General features: G+C 60.1%; 19 protein-coding genes. 3 read left to right on the top strand and 16 right to left on the bottom strand.

Going from position 1 to position 22,099, the window contains the following annotated elements; genetic code table 11:
• Nucleotides 1-312: 312 nt before the first annotated feature.
• From IEQ42_RS21600 to IEQ42_RS21590, 3 genes are all read left to right on the top strand, one after another.
• Nucleotides 313-534, top strand: coding sequence for a hypothetical protein (locus IEQ42_RS21600; RefSeq protein WP_042560974.1), 222 nt, complete (start codon nt 313-315; stop codon nt 532-534).
• 193 nt (nt 535-727) lie between these two features.
• The gene (locus IEQ42_RS21595) at nt 728-2,044 is read left to right on the top strand and encodes an OprD family porin (RefSeq protein ID WP_210705114.1); all 1,317 of its coding nucleotides are present in this window, start codon (nt 728-730) and stop codon (nt 2,042-2,044) included.
• 207 nt (nt 2,045-2,251) lie between these two features.
• Entirely contained in the window at nt 2,252-3,760 is a 1,509-nt protein-coding gene (locus tag IEQ42_RS21590) for a sensor domain-containing diguanylate cyclase (RefSeq protein WP_210705113.1), read from the top strand.
• A gap of 202 nt (nt 3,761-3,962) precedes the next feature.
• Here the strand turns inward: IEQ42_RS21590 and lpxC are convergent, their stop codons facing one another.
• From lpxC to mraZ, 16 genes are all read right to left on the bottom strand, one after another.
• Entirely contained in the window at nt 3,963-4,874 is a 912-nt protein-coding gene (gene lpxC, locus IEQ42_RS21585) for a UDP-3-O-acyl-N-acetylglucosamine deacetylase (protein ID WP_007939852.1), read from the bottom strand.
• Between the two features lie 112 nt (nt 4,875-4,986).
• Nucleotides 4,987-6,183, bottom strand: a complete 1,197-nt coding sequence (gene ftsZ / locus IEQ42_RS21580; protein WP_042560977.1) for a cell division protein FtsZ — start codon at nt 6,181-6,183, stop codon at nt 4,987-4,989.
• 103 nt (nt 6,184-6,286) lie between these two features.
• A complete protein-coding gene (ftsA, locus tag IEQ42_RS21575) occupies nt 6,287-7,546 on the bottom strand; it encodes a cell division protein FtsA (protein WP_047303071.1) in 1,260 nt (419 codons plus the stop codon).
• A gap of 15 nt (nt 7,547-7,561) precedes the next feature.
• Nucleotides 7,562-8,428: a cell division protein FtsQ/DivIB gene (locus IEQ42_RS21570; RefSeq protein ID WP_210705111.1), complete on the bottom strand. Its 867-nt coding sequence runs from the start codon at nt 8,426-8,428 to the stop codon at nt 7,562-7,564.
• A 4-nt stretch (nt 8,429-8,432) separates the two neighbouring features.
• Nucleotides 8,433-9,392: a D-alanine--D-alanine ligase gene (locus tag IEQ42_RS21565; RefSeq protein ID WP_115148182.1), complete on the bottom strand. Its 960-nt coding sequence runs from the start codon at nt 9,390-9,392 to the stop codon at nt 8,433-8,435.
• Nucleotides 9,389-10,849 (bottom strand): UDP-N-acetylmuramate--L-alanine ligase, encoded by a 1,461-nt coding sequence (murC, locus tag IEQ42_RS21560; protein ID WP_210705110.1) that lies wholly within the window; start codon nt 10,847-10,849, stop codon nt 9,389-9,391. The genes IEQ42_RS21565 and murC overlap by 4 nt, the downstream gene beginning before the upstream one ends.
• Complete coding sequence (gene murG / locus IEQ42_RS21555) at nt 10,842-11,912, bottom strand: undecaprenyldiphospho-muramoylpentapeptide beta-N-acetylglucosaminyltransferase (protein WP_210705109.1); 1,071 nt, start codon at nt 11,910-11,912, stop codon at nt 10,842-10,844. Before murG ends, murC begins: the two co-directional genes overlap by 8 nt.
• Nucleotides 11,902-13,119, bottom strand: a complete 1,218-nt coding sequence (gene ftsW, locus IEQ42_RS21550) for a putative lipid II flippase FtsW (protein WP_395593166.1) — start codon at nt 13,117-13,119, stop codon at nt 11,902-11,904. The genes murG and ftsW overlap by 11 nt, the downstream gene beginning before the upstream one ends.
• A complete protein-coding gene (gene murD / locus IEQ42_RS21545; protein ID WP_210705108.1) occupies nt 13,116-14,462 on the bottom strand; it encodes a UDP-N-acetylmuramoyl-L-alanine--D-glutamate ligase in 1,347 nt (448 codons plus the stop codon). Before murD ends, ftsW begins: the two co-directional genes overlap by 4 nt.
• A gap of 5 nt (nt 14,463-14,467) precedes the next feature.
• Nucleotides 14,468-15,550, bottom strand: coding sequence for a phospho-N-acetylmuramoyl-pentapeptide-transferase (gene mraY / locus IEQ42_RS21540; protein WP_047303084.1), 1,083 nt, complete (start codon nt 15,548-15,550; stop codon nt 14,468-14,470).
• Nucleotides 15,550-16,917, bottom strand: coding sequence for a UDP-N-acetylmuramoyl-tripeptide--D-alanyl-D-alanine ligase (locus IEQ42_RS21535; RefSeq protein ID WP_210705107.1), 1,368 nt, complete (start codon nt 16,915-16,917; stop codon nt 15,550-15,552). Before IEQ42_RS21535 ends, mraY begins: the two co-directional genes overlap by 1 nt.
• Complete coding sequence (locus tag IEQ42_RS21530; RefSeq protein WP_210705106.1) at nt 16,910-18,373, bottom strand: UDP-N-acetylmuramoyl-L-alanyl-D-glutamate--2,6-diaminopimelate ligase; 1,464 nt, start codon at nt 18,371-18,373, stop codon at nt 16,910-16,912. The genes IEQ42_RS21535 and IEQ42_RS21530 overlap by 8 nt, the downstream gene beginning before the upstream one ends.
• Nucleotides 18,373-20,112 carry a peptidoglycan D,D-transpeptidase FtsI family protein gene (locus IEQ42_RS21525; RefSeq protein ID WP_210705117.1) on the bottom strand — a complete coding sequence of 580 codons (1,740 nt, stop codon included), beginning with the start codon at nt 20,110-20,112 and terminating at the stop codon, nt 18,373-18,375. The genes IEQ42_RS21530 and IEQ42_RS21525 overlap by 1 nt, the downstream gene beginning before the upstream one ends.
• Nucleotides 20,112-20,405, bottom strand: coding sequence for a cell division protein FtsL (gene ftsL, locus IEQ42_RS21520; RefSeq protein WP_210705105.1), 294 nt, complete (start codon nt 20,403-20,405; stop codon nt 20,112-20,114). The genes IEQ42_RS21525 and ftsL overlap by 1 nt, the downstream gene beginning before the upstream one ends.
• Nucleotides 20,402-21,349 (bottom strand): 16S rRNA (cytosine(1402)-N(4))-methyltransferase RsmH, encoded by a 948-nt coding sequence (gene rsmH / locus IEQ42_RS21515; RefSeq protein ID WP_390896372.1) that lies wholly within the window; start codon nt 21,347-21,349, stop codon nt 20,402-20,404. Before rsmH ends, ftsL begins: the two co-directional genes overlap by 4 nt.
• Complete coding sequence (gene mraZ / locus IEQ42_RS21510) at nt 21,346-21,801, bottom strand: division/cell wall cluster transcriptional repressor MraZ (protein WP_003228026.1); 456 nt, start codon at nt 21,799-21,801, stop codon at nt 21,346-21,348. Before mraZ ends, rsmH begins: the two co-directional genes overlap by 4 nt.
• Nucleotides 21,802-22,099: the final 298 nt, after the last annotated feature.

The following is a 22,099-nucleotide window of genomic DNA, read 5'->3' as shown; positions in this document are numbered from 1 at the left end:
CATTATTACAATCGGATCAGGCTGCACAGCCACAACGGATATCGAACTCCGGTAGCAATGGAAGCCTTGGCAGCATGAGAAATGACCTAAACCCTATAACCGTGTCCAGTATCATTTGACCAGATCACTTTCCCCCTCGCCCCCCTGGGGGAGAGGGCTGGGGTGAGGGGGTAGGCTCTTGGCACCAACGCAAGGCTCGACTTTTACCTCCTGCGCAATAGTCATTTATGAAAATCACGCTGTTTCCCAAGCCCCGGCAACCTTATCTTTGCCCGCACCAAACAGCACTTGCCAAGCAAGAAGGTTTTCAAGATGTCCAACAGTATGGGTATTGCCAGCGCTTTCGTTTTGTCCTCATTGATCCTGTCGCCGATGGCGATGGCTGAAGAGTCCCAGGCGTTCGTTGCGCACAACAGCGCTCGGGCCCAGGCGTACGATCAGCATCAGACAGAAATGATGGCCAAGGCCAAAGACGCGACGCAGACACCTCAGGCTGCAGCAACCCAGGCTCAAGCCTCCGAGAAAGACAGCTGAGTCGCACATCGCTACGTTTCCCTCGACGCGGTTGTTTGGCTCTTCCCGTTCAACCGTCGTCATTCCAGGCCGCTGCCTTTCAGCGGCCTTTTTTCGTTGTGGTCTGAAAGCTGTTTGGTGCGTCTTTTACAACAAGAAACATTTCGCGCCTCGGAACATTGAGGTGCCGTTGACCCAAGGAGCTTTACCGCACGTGCGTTACCCAGTCCGTTTCACTCCACTGTTCATTGCAATTGCCGCAACGATTGCCCCCACCGTTCACGCTGACGAGCCCGCGCCAGAAGGTTTTATCGAAGGCTCGAGCCTCAACCTCAACGCCCGCAACTACTACATGAATCGCAACCGCCTGCAGAAGGCGGACGACAACATCGAGTGGGGCCAGGGTTTTCTCGGGGTATTCCAGTCGGGCTACACCCAAGGCACAGTCGGCTTTGGCATTGATGCCCACGCCATGCTCGGGTTGAAACTCGACGGCGGTGGCGGCACGGATGGCTCCAGCATCCTGCCGATCAGCGATGGCAACGGCAAGGCACCAGGCTCGTTTTCGACAGCCGGCGGTACTTTGAAAATGCGCGCGTTCGACACCGAACTAAAGGCTGGTGACTTGTTCCTCACCAACCCGGTGATTGCCGGCGGCGACACGCGCATGCTGCCGCAGACGTTCCGTGGCGTCAGCCTGACCAACCACAGTTTCGATGGCTGGTTGATCGAAGGTGGCCAGGCCAGTTTCACCAAGCCGTACAACCAAAGTGGTCACCAGCGCATCGGCACTTCGTACGGCACGCTGGCCGAGGGTGACGAAAGCCGACACCTGAACTGGGCCGGTGTGGCCTGGAGCGGTGTCGAAGGCTTGACCAGCAGCCTGTATGCGTCCGAGCTCAAGGACATCTGGAACCAGTATTACTACGACCTGGATTACACCTGGCAGCTGAACGACCAGGTCAGCCTCAACCCGGGCCTGCACTTCTATCACACCCAAGACACCGGCGATGCGCTGCTCGGCAACATCGACAACAACACCTACAGCCTGCATTTCACCGTCGGCATCGGCAGCCATAGCGTCACCGCCGCTTACCAGCGGGTCAACGGCAACACGCCGTTCGACTACATCAGCCAGGGCGACAGCGTTTACCTCGACAACTCCCAGCAATACTCGGACTTCAACGGCCCGAACGAGCGTTCGTGGAAACTCAAATACGCCTACGACTTTGCCGGTGTCGGCGTACCGGGGCTGACCTCGGCAGTGTCTTACTCGCGGGGGACGGTTGACTTGACCAAGGCTGACCCGAGCAGCGTGGGGTATTCCAATTGGTACAGCGCCGACGGCCGCAACGCCAAGCATTGGGAACGCGACCTTGACTTGAAGTACGTCGTACAAAGCGGTCAGGCGAAAGACCTGGCGGTGCGCCTGCAATGGGCCACCCACCGCGTTGGCAACGGTTATGGCGTAATTGATTCGGACACAGATGAATACCGCGTGATCGTCGACTACCCGATCAACGTCTTCTAAGATCGGCGCTACAAACACAGTCTAGAATTTAATGATGCACACTGTGGGAGCAAGCCTGCTCGCGAAAGTGGTCTTCCAATCGACATCCGGTTGAATGACACATCGCTTTCGCGAGCAGGCTCGCTCCCACATTGGGAATCGTTTCTGGCTGTGGCTGCTGTGTTTGTCCTACTACGCTTATAAAATTCCCCAACCGATAACCCCACCATGATCGCGAGCCGTACCCCACCTGTTGCGGGCAAGACCGGACGCCCCGAGCGGCTATTGATATTCGGCAGCCTGCTGAGCGTGATCGCGATCGTGTGCATTGTCACGTTCCTGTTGATTCGTGAGCACGCCAGCGCTCAGGAGTCAGGCACCCGCAGCGCCGCCACCATCGCCCAGTTGATCGACGCCGACGTACTGCGCACCGTCGAGTTGTACGACCTGACGTTGCAAGGCCTGATCGCCACGTCGCAGCGTGATGACCTGCGTGACCTAACCCCGCAGATCCGCCATCTGGCGCTGTTCGACCGCTCGACCACTGCACGCTTCAAGGGCGACATTCTGTTGCTCGACAAGCTCGGCAATGTGGTTGCCGACTCATCGCAGCTCGTGCCGAAACCGGGCAACTTCGCTGACCGCGATTACTTTCTCGCCCATGCCTTCAACCGCGATGTCGGCATGTTTATCAGCCGACCGTTCAAGACCCGTTGCGACTGCGATGAGGCCAATCAATGGCGCCTCAGCTTCAGTCGACGTATTTCCTCGGACACCGGCGAGTTCGTCGGCGTGGCCGTGGCATCGTTGAAGCTCGATTACTTCGACCAATTATTCAACACCCTCGACATCGGCAATGGCAGCACACTGAACATCATCGACAACGATGGCGTGTTGCTTGCGCAGAAGCCGTACCTGCAAAGCGACTCCGTCGGTAAAAGTTTCGGCAATCGACCCAATGTCGTGCGAATTCTGAGCGACAGAAGTGGCAACGGCAGTTTTAACAGCACGTCGAGCATCGATTATCAGCAACGGCTCTACACCTATTCGCGGGTCGGTAACCTGCCGCTGACGGTGATCGTCGCGTTGTCCAGCGACGAGGTATTCGCCGCCTGGCGCCGCACCACAATACTCATCAGTGGCGCCACCGGCGTGCTGTGCCTTGGCCTGCTCTGGCTGACCTGGCTGCTTGTGCGTGAACTGCGTCTGCGTCAGCGAGCCGAACACGAACTGGCGCAATTGGCCGCCACCGATGCGCTTACCGGGGTGGCCAACCGGCGAATGCTCGATCAGTCGCTGCGCCATGAATGGTTTCGCGCCCAGCGCTCGGGCAAGCCGCTGTCGGTGATGATGATCGACGCCGATCACTTCAAGGCGTTCAACGACCGGCATGGCCATCAGGCAGGGGATCAGGCGTTGCGCGAATTGGCTAACGTGATCACGGCGAATGTGCGACGACCGACGGATCTGGTGGCGCGTTACGGCGGCGAGGAGTTTTCGGTGATTCTTGCCGAGACCGACAGTGCTGGCGCGCAGCAGATTGCCGAGCATATTCGGCTGGCGGTGGAACAATTACCGTTGGTCGCAGGGGCCGAGTCGCCGATGACGGTGAGTATCGGCATCGCTTCGTGGACGACGACGAGCGAGATGACGCTCGAGCAGTTGCTGTTCGCGGCGGACAAGGCGTTGTATCAGGCCAAGGAAGGTGGGCGCAATCGGGTGGTGGTGGCTGCCTGATTAATGCTTTGCCCTTACCGGCTCCATCGCTGGCAAGCCAGCTCCCACATGGATTTGTGGTGTTGTGGATATCTATGGAAAACGAAGAAACCTGTGGGAGCTGGCTTGCCAGCGATGAGGTCAGCTCAGGCAACACAAAAACACCAGGCATAAAAAAAGGCCATCCGAGGATGGCCTTCAAAAAACTAGAGAGGTTTTTTACTTACACCGCCGCAACAGGGCGCATGTAAGAGATTGGTGCGGTACTGGCGTCTTCGAACGTCACCACTTCCCAGGCATCTGTCTGCTCAATCAATTTGCGCAGCAGCTGGTTGTTCAGTGCATGACCGGACTTGAAGCCTTTGAACTCACCAATCAGGCTATTGCCCAGCAGGTACAGATCGCCAATGGCATCGAGGATTTTGTGCTTCACGAATTCGTCTTCATAGCGAAGGCCGTCTTCGTTCAGTACGCCATCGGCATCGACCACGATTGCGTTTTCAACGCTGCCGCCGAGTGCGAGGTTGTGCTTGCGCAGGTACTCGATATCACTCATGAAACCGAAAGTACGGGCGCGGCTGACTTCTTTTACGAACGAAGTGCTGGAAAAATCCACGCTTGCACTTTGGGTGCGGTCCCGGAAAACCGGGTGATCGAAATCGATCTCGAAGCTCACCTTGAACCCTTCGAAAGGGACGAAAGTGGCGCGCTTGTCGCCATCTTCCACTGTCACTTCACGCAGGATGCGGATGAATTTCTTGGCGGCGTCCTGTTCTTCCAGGCCAGCCGATTGAATCAGGAATACGAAGGGTCCAGCGCTGCCATCCATGATCGGGACTTCGGACGCGGAGAGCTCGACGTAGGCGTTATCGATGCCCAGGCCAGCCATGGCCGAGAGCAAGTGCTCTACCGTGTCCACTTTGACGTCGCCGTTTACCAGCGTCGTCGACATAGTGGTTTCACCGACGTTTTCCGCGCGGGCAGGAATCTGCACCACAGGGTCGAGGTCAGCGCGACAAAACACAATGCCAGTGTCGACAGGCGCAGGCTTGAGGGTCAGATAGACCTTCTCACCGGAGTGCAGGCCTACACCTGTGGCACGGATAATATTTTTCAGTGTGCGTTGTTTAATCATGGCTTGGGCCGCTTCAGCGCAAATTGCGAACTGGTATCAACAAAGGCTGGCGATAATAGCAGACCGAGCCTTTGCTGAACACCAATCACCTTCATAGCCCTGATACATTCCATCAATCGGCCTGACGACGCAGGAAAGCCGGGATGTCCAGGTAGTCCAGGTCATCTTGCGGATTCATCTTCGCGGCAGCCGCAGCACCGGCCTGAGCCTGGTTGCGCATGACGGTCGGACGGTCCAGATCACGGTAGTTCACCGCAGGTGCTTCCTGACGGGACGGAGCCGGTTGCTGAACCTGAGAAGCCGCCATGGAAGTGTGAACGGTGTTGTCGATGACCTTGACAGGCTTCTCGATTTTCGCGCCCAGACCAGTGGCAACGACGGTCACGTGCAGCTCGTCACGCATGTCCGGATCGATAACGGTACCGACCTTGACCATGGCGTGTTCGGATGCGAAGGCTTCGATGATGCTACCCACGTCGGAGTACTCACCCAGGGACAGGTCAGGACCGGCGGTGATGTTCACCAGAATGCCGCGTGCGCCTTGCAGGTTCACGTCTTCGAGCAGCGGGTTGCGAATCGCCGCTTCGGTGGCTTCACGTGCACGGTTAGGACCGCTGGCGCAGCCAGTGCCCATCATCGCCATGCCCATTTCGCTCATCACGGTACGTACGTCGGCGAAGTCGACGTTGATCATGCCCGGACGCTTGATGATGTCGGAGATACCGCGAACGGCACCGGCCAGTACATCGTCGGCCTTGGCGAAAGCCGACAGCAGGCTCGCGTCTTTACCGAGGATGGTCAGCAGCTTCTCGTTGGGAATGGTGATCAACGAGTCAACGCTTTCCGACAGCAGACGAATACCTTCGTCGGCGATCTGCATGCGCTTGCGGCCTTCGAACGGGAACGGACGAGTCACGACCGCAACGGTCAGAATGCCCATTTCCTTGGCCACTTCGGCGATGATCGGCGCAGCACCGGTACCGGTACCACCGCCCATGCCCGTGGTGATGAACACCATGTTGGTGCCCTGCAGGACTTCGGCAATGCGCTCACGGTCTTCGAGAGCAGCCTGACGACCTACTTCAGGGTTGGCGCCAGCGCCGAGACCTTTGGTCACGCCGGTGCCCAGTTGCAGGATGGTCCGCGCGCCGATGGATTTCAGCGCTTGAGCATCAGTGTTGGCGCAGATGAATTCAACGCCTTCGATGTTGCTCTTGACCATGTGATTGACAGCGTTGCCGCCGCCACCGCCAACACCGATAACTTTGATTACCGGGCTTGCGGGGATGTTGTCTACGAGTTCGAACATTTTCCCTCTCCTTACATTCTCTAGTTTTTTCGCCTACTGCTGTTTGTTGCGGTGTATCTACTGCTGTTGCTTGCCGCTTGAAGCTTGTCGCTTCGCGCTGCTTTTAAAAATTGCCCTGGACCCACTTTTTCAGTCGGTCGAGCAGCGGCGCCTGAGGCTCTTCGCTGCTGTAGCTGTCGCGGCTGCCGATGCCGGAGAACGAAACTCCGTCGGACTGCTTTTGCAGGCCGTACATCAACAAGCCAACGCCAGTGGAATAAATCGGGTTGCGCACCACGTCATCCAGACCTTTCACACCGTGCGGGACACCGAGGCGTACCGGCATGTGGAAGATTTCTTCGGCCAGTTCGGTGGCGCCTTCCATCTTCGACGTACCGCCGGTCAGGACGATGCCGGCCGGAATCAGGTCTTCGTAGCCGCTGCGGCGCAGTTCGGCCTGGATCAGGGTGAACAGTTCGTCGTAACGCGGCTCGACCACTTCGGCCAGGGCCTGACGCGACAGTTCACGCGGGGGACGGTCGCCAACGCTTGGCACTTTGATGGTTTCGCCGGCGCCAGCCAGTTTGGCCAGAGCGCAGGCGTAACGGATCTTGATCTCTTCGGCGTACTGGGTCGGGGTGCGCAACGCCATGGCGATGTCGTTGGTCACCTGATCACCGGCAATCGGGATCACGGCCGTGTGGCGGATCGCGCCTTCGGTGAAGATCGCGATGTCGGTGGTACCGCCGCCGATATCGACCAGGCACACGCCCAGCTCTTTCTCGTCATCGGTCAGCACCGAATACGCGGACGCCAGTTGCTCCAGAATGATGTCGTCGATTTCCAGACCGCAGCGGCGCACGCATTTTTCAATGTTCTGTGCGGCGTTGACGGCGCAGGTGACCACGTGAACCTTGGCTTCCAGACGTACGCCGGACATGCCCAGAGGTTCGCGAACGCCTTCCTGGTTATCGATCACGTAATCCTGCGGCAAGGTATGTAGCACACGCTGATCAGCCGGGATCGCGACAGCCTGGGCGGCGTCGAGCACGCGCTCAAGGTCGGCCGAGCTGACTTCGCGATCACGAATCGCAACGATGCCGTGGGAGTTCAGGCTGCGGATGTGATTACCCGCCACGCCGACGAACGCCGAGTGAATGCGGCAGCCCGCCATCAGTTGGGCTTCTTCGATCGCGCGCTGGATCGATTGCACGGTGGACTCGATATTCACCACCACGCCTTTTTTCAGGCCGCGGGACGGATGTGTACCGATACCGACGATTTCCAGCGTGCCGTCGTCCGAGACCTCGCCTACCAGCGCCACCACCTTGGAGGTGCCGATATCCAGACCGACGATCATTTTGCCGCTTTGCACGTTTGCCATGGGTCCTGCCTCTTCTTAATTCTTTGCGACAGCGGGTTGGGCTGCCGTCGGCGCTACTGGTTCCCGCCAGCCAACAGCAAGGCCGTTGGCGTAGCGCAGATCGATGCGCGCAATGTTCGTAATCTGTTCTTTAAGCGTCTTGTCATAGATGGCGATAAAGCGGCGCATCTTTTCCACGAGGTTGCCGCGTCCCAGCAGCAACTCGATGCCGGGGCCGGAACTGCCGGCACCGGTGGTCAGGAACCAGCTACCTCGCTCACGCAATTCCAGGCGTGCAATCGAGAAGCCCATAGGCCGAAGCATCTGGCTCAGCACCTGGTATTGCTGCATCACTTGCAGCTGAGCCCGTTGTGGGCCGAACAGTTGTGGCAGGTGTTCGTAGTTCGCCAGTTCCCTGGGTGTAAACGCCTGGCCCTGGTTGTTGAGCAATGACTCGTCGCCCCAACGCGCTATCGGCAGTTGCTCTTCGAGGCGGATCACCACTTGATCCGGCCACACCCGACGCACTTCGGCGTGGGCAATCCAGGGCATTTGCTCAAGCTCTTTGCGCATGCTGGCCAGGTCGATGGTGAAGAAGCTCGACGCGACGAACGGGGCGATTCGCTGCTGCACCGCTTGCTGGCTGATGTAGCTCAGGTCACCCTGCACGGCGATTTTGGCGATCGGCCGGTCGGCGTACGGCAGCAACCGCTGCGCACCTTCGTAAGTACCGAACCCGAGCACCACCAGCAGCACTGGCCAGAACAGGCTTTTCACAAAACCGAAGTTGGCTTTTGGCAGGCGCGCGGACATCGGCTCTTTGGCCACCATTCGGCTGGCACCCCGCGGCACCGGCTTGCGGCCGGGTGCGGATGGCTGATGTCTGAGCTGTGCGCCTTGCATCGTCTTAACCTCGCGCCTCTTCTACGCTGGCAGCCAGAATGGCCAGTACCAGTTGCTGGAAATCCAGACCGGCAGCACGGGCCGCCATCGGCACCAGACTGTGATCGGTCATGCCCGGTGCGGTGTTCACTTCCAGGAACCAGAACTGCCCGTCGGCGTCCTGCATCACATCTGCCCTGCCCCAACCGGCGATACCCAGCGCCTCACAGGCCTTGGCCGTGAGATCCATGAGTTCTTTTTCCTTGGCGGCATCCAGCCCGCACGGAATGCGGTACTGGGTATCGTTGGCGATGTACTTGGCGTCGTAGTCGTAGAACGTGTGCGGTGTACCCAGGGCGATTGGAGGCAACACCTGGTCACGCAGGGTGGCGATGGTGAACTCCGGACCTTGAATCCATTGCTCGACCAACACTTGCGAATCGTAGGTACTGGCCGCTTTCCATGCGTCGATCAACTCGGACGCAGAACTCACTTTGGCCATCCCGATACTTGAACCTTCATGCGCCGGTTTGACGATCAAAGGGAAGCCCAGTTCCGTCGCTGCCGAAATACAATCGGCTTCGCTGCACAGCACGGCGTGACGCGGCGTCGGAATCCCGAGGCTGTGCCAGACCTGCTTGGTGCGCAGTTTGTCCATGGCCAGTGCCGAAGCCAGAATGCCGCTGCCGGTGTATGGAATGCCGGCGACTTCGAGCAGGCCCTGCATGGAGCCGTCTTCACCGCCACGACCGTGGAGAATGATGAAGGCGCGGTCGATTTTTTCGCTCAGCAGACGCTGCAGAATATCGTCGCCGACGTCGATGCCGAACGCGTCCACGCCAGCGCTCTGCAGCGCCTCGAGCACGGCGTTACCGGATTTCAACGAAACCTCACGCTCGGCACTCAGGCCACCGAACAGCACGGCGACACGGCCGAAGTCTTTCGGCGCGATGGTGGAGAACAGATTGGCGTAGGCAGCAGTCATTTCAACTTCCCCTCGACCGGCGCGGCCACGGCGCCAGCGAACAATTCACTTTTCAACAGCTTCGGCGCGAGACCGCCGATATCACCAGCGCCCTGGCACAGCAGGATGTCGCCGGTGCGCAACAGCGGCTTGACCAGCGGCGCCAGATCGACGCCACGCTCGATATAGATCGGGTCGAGCGCACCGCGCTGCCGAATGCTGTTGCACAGCTTGCGGCTGTCGGCGCCCGGGATCGGCTCTTCACCGGCCGGATAGACTTCCATCAGCAGCAACACGTTGGCGTCAGCCAGTACATTGACGAAGTCGTCGTACAGATCGCGGGTGCGGCTGTAGCGGTGCGGCTGGTAAACCATCACCAGACGGCGCTCCGGCCAGCCACCCCGCACGGCTTTGATCACGGCCGCGACTTCGGTCGGATGGTGGCCGTAGTCGTCGACCAGCATCACGCTGCCGCCGTCCACCGGCAGTTCGCCGTAGACCTGGAAACGTCGACCGACACCCTGGAAGCCCGACAGGCCCTGAACGATGGCTTCATCGCTGACGCCCTCGTCGGTGGCGATGCAGATGGTTGCCAGCGAATTGAGCACGTTGTGGTTGCCCGGCATGTTCACCGATACATCCAGCGGCTCGCGATCAGGACGCAGCACGGTGAAGAAGGTCTGCATGCCTTGCTGACGCACGTTGATCGCACGAATGTCGGCGTCTTCACTGAAGCCGTAAGTCACGGTTGGGCGTTTGACCAGTGGCAGGATTTCGCGCACGACCGGGTCGTCCAGGCACATCACCGCCAAACCGTAGAACGGCAGGTTGTGCAGGAATTCGACGAAGGTTTTCTTCAGCTTGTTGAAGTCACCGCCGTAGGTCGCCATGTGATCGGCGTCGATGTTGGTGACCACGGCCACGAGCGGCTGCAAGTGCAGGAAGCTCGCGTCGCTTTCATCGGCTTCGGCGATCAGGTAACGGCTGGTGCCGAGTTGCGCGTTGGTGCCGGCAGCGTTCAGACGCCCACCGATAACGAACGTCGGATCGAGACCACCGGCGGCGAACACGGAAGCAATCAGGCTGGTCGTGGTGGTTTTGCCGTGGGTACCGGCAACTGCGATGCCGTGGCGATAGCGCATCAGCTCAGCCAGCATCTCGGCACGCGGCACCACCGGGATGCGGCGCTCCAGTGCAGTCGCCACTTCCGGGTTGGAGGTGTTGACGGCGCTCGACACCACCAGCACATCGGCGGCAGCAGCGTTCTCGGCACGGTGGCCGATGAAGATCTTCGCGCCGAACGATTCCAGACGCTCGGTGACCGGCGAGGCTTTCAGGTCGGAACCGGACACTTCATAGCCCAGGTTCAACAACACTTCGGCGATGCCGCACATGCCCACGCCGCCGATACCGACGAAGTGGATGCGACGGATGCGGCGCATTTCCGGTTGCGGCATGGCTTTCTGATTCTCAACCATGGACCACCTCCAGACAGGTATCGACCACGCTACGGGTGGCATCGGGTTTCGCCAGACGGCGGGCCGCTTGGGCCATTTCTTCGAGTCGTTGCGGTTGCATCAAGACCTCTGTCAGGCGCGCGGCAAGGTCCGCGGCACCAGTCGTTCTTTGCGGCATCAGGAAGGCAGCGCCTTCACGGGCCAAATAATCGGCGTTGCGGGTCTGGTGATCGTCGATGGCATGGGGCAAAGGCACCAGCATCGAGGGCAGACCGGCGGCAGCCAGTTCACTGATGGTCAACGCGCCTGCACGGCACACCACCAGGTCAGCCCAGCCATAGGCCTGGGCCATGTCTTTGATGAACGGCTGCACCTGCGCTTCCACGCCGGCGGCGCGGTAGCGCTCTGCAGTCACTTCATCGTGGTTTTTGCCGGCCTGATGGAACACTTCCGGACGCAAATCGACAGCGACTTGCGCCAGCGCTTCAGGCAGCAACTTGTTCAACGGTTCTGCGCCAAGGCTTCCGCCCAGGATCAGCAAACGCGCTTTGCGACCGGCCAGAGCAGGTCGCGGTGTTTCGAGGAACAGCTCGCTGCGCACCGGGTTGCCGGTGGTACGGCGGCTGTCCGACAGAGTAAAGGTGTCGGGGAACGCTTCACACACTCGGGCGGCGAACGGCACCAGCAACCGATTGGCGGTGCCGGCGACGGCGTTCTGCTCGTGAACGATCACCGGCACACCGGCCAGTTTCGCCGCGAGACCGCCGGGGCCGGTCACGTAGCCACCGAAGCCGACCACACACACCGGACGCAGCCGACGAATGATCGCCCGCGCCTGCCAGACCGATTTAAGCAGCATGAGCGGCGCCTTGAGCAGCGACAGCTTGCCCTTGCCGCGCAGGCCACTGGCGTTGATGCGATGCAGTTCCAGCCCTGCGGCCGGCACCAGTTCGTTCTCGATCCCGAGTGGCGTGCCGAGCCAGTGCACGGTGTAGCCGCGCGCCTGAAACTCGCGGGCACAGGCCAGCGCCGGGAATACGTGGCCGCCGGTTCCGCCGGCCATGATCAATACGTTAGCGCCCATGATTCGGCTCCTCGGCGAAGTCGCTCTCATGGAATTCCATCTCTTCACTGCCCAAATGGGTTCGACTCTCCCACTCGATCCTCAGCAACAGGCCAAGGCAGGCACAGCAGATCACCAGCGAGCTGCCGCCATAACTGAGGAACGGCAAGGTCAGACCCTTGGTTGGCAGCAGGCCGACGTTCACACCGATGTTGATCAGGAACTGACCAATCCACAGGAATGACAGGCCGTACGCCACATAAGCGGCGAAGTACTGCTTGGCTTTCTCGGCCCACAGACCGATGTACATGCCGCGCAGACACACGAACACGAACAGGGCCACGGTGCACAACGAACCCACCGCACCGAGCTCTTCGGCGAGTACCGAGAACACGAAGTCGGTGTGCGCTTCCGGCAGGTAGAACTGCTTTTGCACGCTGTTGCCCAGGCCCACGCCCAGCCATTCACCACGACCGAACGCGATCAGCGCTTGCGACAACTGATAACCGGCGCCGAACTGGTCGGCCCACGGGTCGGCGAAGTTGGTCAGACGCGCCATCCGGTACGGCTGCATCTGAATCAGCAGGACCACGGCCCCGACCGCCAGCACCACCATCAGCGAGAAGCGGAACAAGCCGACCCCGCCAAGGAACAGCATCGCCGCCGCAGCCCCCATCATTACAACGGTGGCACCGAAGTCCGGCTCCATCAGCAACAGACCGGCCATTGGCAGCAGCACGATGAACGGCTTGAAGAAACCCATCCAGCTCTCGCGCACTTCTTTCTGGCGACGCACCAGATATCCGGCGAGGTAAATCACCACGAATACCTTGGCGATCTCCGAGGGCTGCACGTTGAAGAAGCTGAAACCGATCCAGCGCATCGAACCGTTAACCTCACGGCCGATCCCCGGGATGATCACCATGATCAGCAGGCCGAATGCACCCAGCAGCATCAACCAGCCAAGGCGTTGCCAGGTGGCGATCGGAATCATCATAGTGATGATGCACGCGCCCAATCCCAGCACCACATAGATAAGGTGGCGGATCATGTAATACAGCGGACTGCCCGACTGCGCGGCTGCCACTTCGGTGGAGGCCGAAGCGATCATGATCAGGCCCAAGCCGAGCAGCGCCAGGCAACCGGCGAGCATCGGGAAGTCGAGATCGATGCCGCGCCCGGTAATCAGCGGCGACGGGTACGGCTTGATGATATTTCTCAGGTTCATGCCAATTCCTCCACGGCGCGGACGAACTGGTGACCACGGTCTTCATAATTCTTGAACATGTCGAAACTGGCACAGGCCGGCGACAGCAGCACCACATCACCCGGTTGGGCGGCGACGCGACATTGCGCGACAGCATCAACCAGGGAGGTTGCGCGAATCAGTGGCACGCCATCGCCGATGGCCGCGCCGATCTTGTCGGAGTCGCGGCCCATCAGGATCACGGCGCGGCAGTTGGCTGCCACCGGATCACGCAGGTCGTTGAACTCGGCACCTTTGCCATCACCACCGGCGATCAGGATGACCTTGCCGTCGATGTCCGCACCCAGGCCTTCGATGGCCGCCAGTGCGGCGCCAACGTTGGTGGCTTTGGAATCGTTGTAGTAAGCGACACCGTCCAGATCACGCACCCACTGGCAGCGGTGTTCGAGACCGGCGAAGGTGCGCAGGGCCGCAAGCATTGCGTCGAATGGCAGGCCGACCGCATGGCCGAGCGCCAGCGCCGCCAGTGCGTTGGACTGGTTGTGCGCGCCACGAATTTTCAGCTCGCGGACTGGCATCAGGTTCTGGAATTCGAAGGCCAGATACTTCTCGCCCTCTTCTTCGCGGATACCGAATGCCTTGAAATCAGGTTTGGTCAGGCCGAACGTCCAGCATGGCTGGCCCTCGCCCATCAGTGGACGGGTCAGTGCATCCTGACGGTTGACCACGAACTGCTTGGCACCACGGAAGATCCGGTGCTTGGCCAGGTGGTACGCCGGCAGACCACTGTAGCGATCCATGTGGTCTTCGCTGATGTTCAGCACGGTCGCCACTTCAGCGTTGAGCTGATCGGTGGTTTCCAGCTGAAAGCTCGACAGCTCCATCACGTACAACTCGACATCGTCGCTGAGCAGATCCAGCGCCGGGGTACCGAGATTGCCGCCCACCGCCACACGTTTGCCGGCCGCAGCCGCCATCTCGCCGACCAGGGTGGTGACGGTGCTTTTCGCGTTGGAACCGCTGATGGCCACAATCGGCGCCTTCGCGTTACGCGCGAACAGCTCGATGTCACCGGACAGTTTCACGCCACGGGCCGCAGCGGCTTGCAGGGCCGGGGTCGCCAGCGCCAGGCCGGGGCTCACGTAGAGCTCGTCGGCACGGCAGAGGAATTCAACGTCCAGCTCGCCACAACGCACTTCCACGTGCGGATAGTCACGCTTGAGCGTGGCCAGTTCCGGTGGATTCTCCCGCGTATCGGCCACGGCAAACGACGTGCCCCGGTTCGCCAGGAAGCGAACCAGGGACATGCCGCTCTTGCCGAGGCCGACAACGATGCGGAAGTGGTCAGAAGCGATCAGAGACACTCGTTCTACCTCAGCTTCAGGGTGGCAAGGCCAACCAGCACGAGAATCACGGTGATGATCCAGAAACGGACGATCACGCGCGGCTCGGGCCAGCCCTTGAGTTCAAAGTGGTGGTGTATCGGTGCCATGCGGAATACTCGGCGACCGGTCAGCTTGAAGGATGCAACCTGGATGACCACCGACAGGGTTTCCATCACGAACACGCCGCCCATGATGAACAGGACGATCTCCTGACGGACGATCACGGCGATGGTGCCCAGTGCAGCACCCAGCGCCAGTGCGCCGACGTCGCCCATGAAGACTTGGGCCGGATAGGTGTTGAACCAGAGGAAACCCAGACCGGCACCGATCAATGCGCCGCAGAACACAATCAGTTCGCCTGCGCCCGGTACATACGGGATCAACAGGTATTCAGCGAATTTCACGTTACCCGACAGGTAGCAGAAGATGCCGAGACCACCGCCGACCATCACGGTTGGCATGATCGCCAGACCGTCGAGGCCGTCGGTGAGGTTGACCGCGTTGCTCGAACCGACGATCACGAAGTAGGTCAGCACGATGAAGCCGAAGCCCAGCGGAATGCTGTAATCCTTGAGCATCGGCAGGATCAGCGTGGTTTCCACCGGCGTCGAAGCGGTCATATAAAGGAAGATCGCCGCGCCCAGACCAAACACCGACTGCCAGAAATACTTCCAGCGGCTCGGCAAGCCACGCGAATTCTTCTCGATGACTTTGCGGTAATCGTCGACCCAGCCAATGGCGCCGAACAACAGGGTCACCAGCAGCACGGTCCAGACATAGCGGTTGCTCAGGTCAGCCCAGAGCAACGTACTGACGCCGATGGACGACAGAATCAGCGCGCCGCCCATGGTCGGGGTACCCGACTTGGACAGGTGCGATTGCGGGCCGTCGTTACGAACGGACTGGCCGATCTGACGGTTCTGCAGTGTGCGGATCATCCACGGGCCATAGCACAGCGACAAAACCAGCGCGGTCAGCACACCGAGGATCCCACGCAGGGTCAGGTACTGAAAGACCGCGAAGCCTTTGTGGAACTGTTGCAGATACTCCGCTAGCAGCAGCAGCATTAATGTTTCTCCAGACTGGACCCGCACAGAGCCGCAACGATGTTTTCCATCGCTGCACTGCGCGAACCCTTGATCAAAATGGTGGTGTTTGTGTCCTGCTCGGCGTCCAGGGCCTGGATCAATTCGGCCTGTGTGCCGAAGTGATGCGCCTGCTCACCGAATGCGTTGACGGCGTGAACCATGTTCGGTCCGACCGCGTAAAGCGCGGATACCTTGCCCCGGGCGTACTCACCCACGTCGCGGTGCCCCTGCTCCGCCCAATCGCCCAACTCGCCGATATCTCCGAGCACCAGGACGGTGCGGCCGGAAAAGCCGGCGAGTATATCAACGGCCGCGCACATCGAGGTGGGGTTTGCGTTGTAAGTGTCATCAATCACGCGCATGCCGTTTTTCGCCAATTGCGCGACGGTGCGGCCCTTGACCGGTTGCACCGCGCCAAGGCCAGTGGCGATGCCGAACAGCGACACACCCAGGGCGTGGGCAGCAGCGGCGGCGGCCATGGCGTTGGCAACGTTATGGGTGCCGAGCAGGTTCAGTTGAACGCGCTCGCTACCTTCCGGCGTGTGCAGATTGAAGGCCGGGCAACCGCGGGCATCAGTGCTCAGGTCGCTGGCGTAGAAGTCCGCTTGAGTGTTGCTCAGCGCGAAGGTCAGCACCTTGCGACCGGCAGCGCGGGTCTTCCAGATACCAAAGGCCTTGTCGTCAAGGTTGAGCACGGCAATGCCATCGGCCGCCAGCCCTTCGATGATTTCGCCTTTGGCTTCGACGATTTTTTCCGGGCCACCGAACTCACCAACGTGAGCGGTACCGGCATTGTTCAGGATCGCTACGTGAGGCTTGGTCAGCCCGACGGTGTAGGCGATTTCGCCCAGACGCGAGGCGCCCAGTTCGATCACAGCGGAGGTGTGTTCCGGCGCGAGTTCGATCAGTGTCAGCGGAACGCCGAGGTCGTTGTTCAGGTTGCCGCGTGTTGCCAGCACCGGACCGCGCGTGCGCAGGATGCTGGCGAGCATTTCCTTGACCGTGGTCTTGCCGCTGGAACCGGTCACGGCAGCCACCGGCTGAGTGAACGCGGCACGGTTCAAGGCCCCCAACTGGCCCAGGGCCTGACGGGTGTCCTTGACCAGCAATTGCGGCAAGGTGCTGTCGGCGACTTCGCGCTCGACCAGTGCAGCAACGGCGCCTTTGCCGGCGACGTCGTTCAGATAATCATGACCGTCGAAACGCGGGCCAGTCAGGGCAATAAACAGTTGGCCGGGTTTGATCCCGCGGCTGTCGATGCTCACGCCATCGAAACTGGCATCGGCGCTGATCAGGCGTGCGTCGAGTGCGTTGGTCAGCTCGCTGAGTGTCAGGGCCTCAAGCATGGGCCACCTCCCAAGCGGTCAGCGCGTGATCCGCTTCGACCAGGTCAGAGAAGGCGTGACGCTCGCCGTTGATTTCCTGATAGTCCTCGTGACCTTTACCGGCCAGAACGATCACGTCATCCGCCGAAGCACCAGCAATGAATTGCGCGATTGCCTGACCACGACCGGAGACGAAGGTGACTTTATCCACAGCCGTGAAACCGGCGCGGATGTCATCGAAAATCACTGCGGGGTCTTCGGTGCGCGGATTGTCATCGGTGACAAGCACTTGATCGGCCAGACGCTCGACCACTTCAGCCATCAACGGACGCTTGCCGCGATCACGGTCACCGCCACAGCCGAACAGGCACAGCAACTGACCTTTGACGTGCGGGCGCAAAGCCGTCAGGACTTTTTCCAGTGCATCCGGGGTGTGCGCGTAATCGACCACCACCAACGGCTGAGTGCCGCCGCCAAGACGCTGCATGCGTCCGGCCGGGCCTTCGAGTTTTGGCAGTACCTTGAGAATTTCGTCGAGCGCGTAATCCAGGCCGAGCAAGGCGCCAACGGCTGCCAATACGTTGCTCAGGTTGAAACGACCGAGCAGCGTGCTGCGCAGATGATGCTCGCCCTGCGGCGTGACCAAGGTGGCGCGCACGCCGTGATCGTCAAACTGCGCTTCGCGGCAGTACAGGTAAGCGCTGCTGTCGAGCAGGCTGTAGGTGATCAAACGCGACTCGCGTTTTTCGGCGGCCAGTTGCCGGCCGAAATCGTCGTCGAGGTTGACCACACGGCATTTCAGATCATTCCAGGCGAACAACTTGGCCTTGGCCTGCGCGTAAGCCTCCATCGTGCCGTGATAATCCAGATGATCGCGGGACAGGTTGGTCATCACGGCAACGTCGAACGCCAGCGCGGTGACGCGACCCTGATCCAGACCGTGGGACGACACTTCCATGGTCACCGCTTTGGCACCAGCCTTTTTCAGGTCGCCCAGAGTCGCTTGCACGGCGATCGGATTCGGCGTGGTGTGCAGGCCGCTTTGCAATGCGCCATAGAAGCCGGAACCGAGGGTGCCGACAATGCCGCAATGCTGGCCGAGCAGGTCCAGCGCCTGCGCAACCAGTTGGGTCACGCTGGTTTTACCGTTGGTGCCCGTCACCCCCACCAGGTTCAGGTGATGGCTTGGCTCACCGTAAAAACGCCCGGCGATGTCCGACAGCTGCGCTGCCAGACCCTTGACCGGAATCAGCGGCACATCGGTGATTGGCAGCACAGTGGCGCCTTCCACTTCATAGGCCACAGCAGCGGCGCCACGTTGCAAGGCATCGGCAATGTGCGCACGCCCATCGAATTTGCCGCCCGGCACCGCGAGGAACAGGTCGCCCGCACGTACGTTACGGCTATCCAGCGCCAATTCACGGATCAACAGATCGTGGCCGGCGTGGGGGAATATCTTGTTCAGACTCAATGACATCAGCCGCGCCCTCCATTGGCTTTCAGCGGAACGACCGGGGTAGTGTTGGCCTGTTGTGGGGTCGGCAGGTTATCCGGGGTCACGTTCATCAAGCGCAGGGTGCCGGACATCACACGGCTGAACACCGGCGCGGAAACCAGACCACCGTAGTAACCGGCCTTGCTTGGTTCATCGATCACCACAACGATGGCGTAACGCGGATCGCTCATCGGGCCGAAGCCGGCGAACAGCGAACGGTAGGAGTTTTCGGCGTAGCCCTTGGTGCCCACCGAAGTCTTGCGCGCCGTACCCGATTTGCCCGCCACGTGATATGCCGGCACCTGCGCACGGAACACACCACGCGGGGCTTCGATCACCTGGGTCAACATGCCCTGCAAGGTTTTCGCGACAGTTTCCGGCAGCACTTGCGTGGTCTGCGGCATCTTGTCGGTTTTGATCAGCGTCAGCGGCGCGAGGCGACCGTTGTTGGCCAGCGCCGAGAAGGCGTGAACCAGTTGAATCGCAGTGACGGAAATACCGTAACCGTAGGACAGCGTGGCCGTCTCTGCCTTGCGCCATTCGCGGTAGTTCGGCAGGTTGCCGACACGCTCGCCTGGGAAGCCGAGGCCGGTGTCCTGGCCGAGACCGACTTTCTGCGCCAGGCGGAAAATCGTTTCACCGCCGATATCGAACGCGACCTTACTCATGCCGACGTTACTGGAATTGATCAGGATGCCGGTCAGGTCGAGCACCGGGCCTTCAGACCTCGAAACGTCCTTGATGGTGTATTTGCCGATCTGCAGCGTGCCTGGATAAACCTCGACGGTATCGCTCGGTTTCCAGCGGCCGGTTTCGATCGCGGCGGCCATCGAGATGGCTTTCATGGTCGAACCCGGTTCAAACACGTCGATCATCGCGCGGTTACGCATCATCGCCGGTTGCAGGTTGCGACGGTTGTTCGGGTTGTAGGTGGGCTGGTTGACCATGGCGAGGATCTCGCCGGTCTTCACGTCCATGATCACCAGGCTGCCAGCCTTGGCGCCGTTCTCGATGATCGCGTTACGCAGCTCGCGGTTGGCCAGATATTGCAGGCGCAGGTCAATGGACAACGCCAAGGGCTTGCCGGCCTTGGCGTTCTTGGTGACCTGGACATCCTTGATCAGCCGACCGCGCCGATCCTTGATGACTTGTCGCTTGCCCGGCACACCGGCCAGCCATTCGTCGTAGGCCAGTTCGACGCCTTCGCGCCCGTGATCATCGATGTCGGTAAAGCCGACCATGTGCGCGGTAACCTCACCGGCAGGGTAGAACCGGCGGAATTCTTCGATGCCGTAAACGCCCGGCACTTTCAGGTCGAGCACGGACTGGCCCTGCTCAGGGGTTAGCCCGCGCACCAGATAAATGAATTCTTTACTGGCCTGCGCCTCAAGGCGTTCGGCCAGGGCTTTAGGGTCCTGACCCAGTGCGGCAGCCAGTGCTGGCCACTTCTCTTTGGCCGCCTGCATTTCCTTGGGGTTGGCCCACAGGGTGGTCACCGGGGTACTGACGGCCAAAGGCTCGCCGTTACGGTCGGTGATCAGACCACGGTGAGCAGGAATCGGGATGTGACGAAGACTGCGTGCATCGCCCTGACCCTTGAGGAAGTCACGGTCAACCACTTGCAGGTCAATGATGCGCCAGCAGATCGCAGCCACCATCAAACCGAGCAGCGTCACCATCAGGCGGAAGCGCCACGGAAACAGTGCGCCTTCAAGTTTCATCATGGCGCCACCATCTTCACGTCAGCCGCGCCAGGGATATGCATTTTCAGTTGTTCGGTGGCCAGCACTTCGATCCGGCTGTGCGCGGTCCAGGTGCTTTGCTCGAGAATCAAGCGCCCCCACTCGGCCTGCGCCTTGTCGCGCACGCTGAGTTCGTTGTAAAGATTGTTGAGCAGCTGGCGGTTCCAGTGAGCGCTGTAAGACACAGCGATGGCCGACACGAGCACGCCAATAAACAGCAGCAGCATGAAAAAGCTGCCGCCGGGCAGTGGCTTGGCGAAAAGCTTGCTCAACGCAGTTTCTCCGCGACGCGCATGACGGCGCTACGGGAACGTGGGTTGGCTTTGAGTTCGGCGTCGGAGGCCGTCTGCGCTTTGCCATGGACTTTGATTTTCGGCTCGAACGCCACATGGCGAACCGGCAGGTTGCGCGGCAGGTTATCGGCTTCGCCTTTCACCAGCTTGCGCATGAACAATTTGACGATGCGGTCTTCCAGCGAATGGAAGCTGATCACGACCAGACGGCCGCCCACTTCCAGGGCTTCCAGCGCCGCTTCGAGGCCGGCTTCCAGATCGCCCAATTCGTTGTTGACGTGAATGCGCAAACCCTGGAACGCACGGGTGGCCGGGTTCTTGCCCTTTTCCCATGCCGGGTTGGCAACCTTGAGCACTTCGGCCAGATCGGCGGTACGCTCGAAAGGTTTGATATCGCGACGCTCGGCGACGGCACGCGCCATGCGACCGGAGAAACGCTCTTCACCGTATTCCTTGAACACCCGGGCGATTTCTTCAGCCGGCGCGGTGTTGACGAATTCAGCGGCGCTGATGCCGCGGGACGGATCCATGCGCATGTCCAGCGGACCGTCGTTGAGGAAACTGAAACCGCGCTCAGCGTCATCGAGCTGCGGCGAGGACACGCCCAGGTCGAGCAGAATACCGCTGACCTTGCCGGCCAGACCGCGTTCGGCGATTTCCGAACCGAGTTCGGCAAAGCTGCGCTGCACAACGACAAAGCGGCCGTCTTCGGCCGCTAGCGTTTGCCCGGTGGCAATCGCTTGAGGATCTTTGTCGAATCCGATGAGTCGACCGTCCGGCCCGAGCTGGCTGAGGATCAACCGACTGTGTCCGCCGCGCCCGAACGTACCGTCCAGATAGCAGCCATCAGGACGTACGGCGAGAGCCTCGACGGCTTCGTCAAGCAGTACGGTGATGTGGTTAAAGCCGCTATCAATAGTCACAGGATCAAATCACGCAGTTCATCAGGCATCGCGCCCGGTTGTTGAATGGCAGCAAGGTCAGCGGCAGATACCGCATTCCATGCATCCTCGTCCCACAATTGGAACTTGTTCAGTTGGCCCACCAGCATCGCTTTCTTATCAAGCTTTGCGTATTCGCGCAGACGCGGTGGAACCAGAAAACGACCACTGCCATCGAGTTCGAGGTCGACGGCATTACCAATCAATAAACGCTGCAAGCGGCGGTTCTCTTCACGAAGCGAAGGGAGCGCGCGCAACTTGGTTTCAATAATTTCCCACTCGTCGAGCGGGTAGACGCAAAGGCACGGATCAACGGCATCAATGGTGACGATCAATTGGCCAGAACTACGCGAAACCAGCTCGTCACGGTACCGGCTCGGCATAGCGAGACGGCCCTTTGCATCGAGACTGATAGCGTTAGCTCCGCGAAACACGTCTGCGTTTCTCCAATTTTTATCGTTTTGAGCTCAAAAAACCCACTTCATGCCACTTTCCGCCACTTGTGCACACTATAGGAATGCGGCCACCACACCGTCAAGGCGCGGATTAAAGGAAAAGCCTTACAGAACGGAGATTTAGGAGCATAAAAGGAGGAGTAACGAGAATCTGACGGAGACTTTTGACCCATAACTTGATGCAGCACTGAAAGCTGCGCTCGAAAGTTAAAGTAATTTGTTAAGAGTAAGATTTTTTCGGTATTACAAAAGCGCTTCTGCTGTTGATTGAAGCAAG

Origin of the sequence: Pseudomonas iridis (assembly GCF_017980685.1) — a bacterium.
GTDB lineage: Bacteria > Pseudomonadota > Gammaproteobacteria > Pseudomonadales > Pseudomonadaceae > Aquipseudomonas > Aquipseudomonas iridis.
Note: the sequence above shows the minus strand (reverse complement) of the source record. Positions and strands in the feature narration are given on the sequence as shown.

Coding starts and splice junctions, on each gene's coding strand:
- ftsW (WP_395593166.1), bottom strand. CDS start 13,119: ATGAACCTGAGAAATATCATCAAGCCGTACCCGTCGCCGCTGATTACC.
- murG (WP_210705109.1), bottom strand. CDS start 11,912: ATGGGCGCTAACGTATTGATCATGGCCGGCGGAACCGGCGGCCACGTA.
- mraY (WP_047303084.1), bottom strand. CDS start 15,550: ATGCTGCTGCTGCTAGCGGAGTATCTGCAACAGTTCCACAAAGGCTTC.
- IEQ42_RS21600 (WP_042560974.1), top strand. CDS start 313: ATGTCCAACAGTATGGGTATTGCCAGCGCTTTCGTTTTGTCCTCATTG.
- lpxC (WP_007939852.1), bottom strand. CDS start 4,874: ATGATTAAACAACGCACACTGAAAAATATTATCCGTGCCACAGGTGTA.
- IEQ42_RS21535 (WP_210705107.1), bottom strand. CDS start 16,917: ATGCTTGAGGCCCTGACACTCAGCGAGCTGACCAACGCACTCGACGCA.
- IEQ42_RS21570 (WP_210705111.1), bottom strand. CDS start 8,428: ATGCAAGGCGCACAGCTCAGACATCAGCCATCCGCACCCGGCCGCAAG.
- ftsZ (WP_042560977.1), bottom strand. CDS start 6,183: ATGTTCGAACTCGTAGACAACATCCCCGCAAGCCCGGTAATCAAAGTT.
- murC (WP_210705110.1), bottom strand. CDS start 10,849: ATGGTTGAGAATCAGAAAGCCATGCCGCAACCGGAAATGCGCCGCATC.
- ftsA (WP_047303071.1), bottom strand. CDS start 7,546: ATGGCAAACGTGCAAAGCGGCAAAATGATCGTCGGTCTGGATATCGGC.
- IEQ42_RS21530 (WP_210705106.1), bottom strand. CDS start 18,373: ATGTCATTGAGTCTGAACAAGATATTCCCCCACGCCGGCCACGATCTG.
- IEQ42_RS21590 (WP_210705113.1), top strand. CDS start 2,252: ATGATCGCGAGCCGTACCCCACCTGTTGCGGGCAAGACCGGACGCCCC.
- IEQ42_RS21565 (WP_115148182.1), bottom strand. CDS start 9,392: ATGACTGCTGCCTACGCCAATCTGTTCTCCACCATCGCGCCGAAAGAC.
- IEQ42_RS21525 (WP_210705117.1), bottom strand. CDS start 20,112: ATGAAACTTGAAGGCGCACTGTTTCCGTGGCGCTTCCGCCTGATGGTG.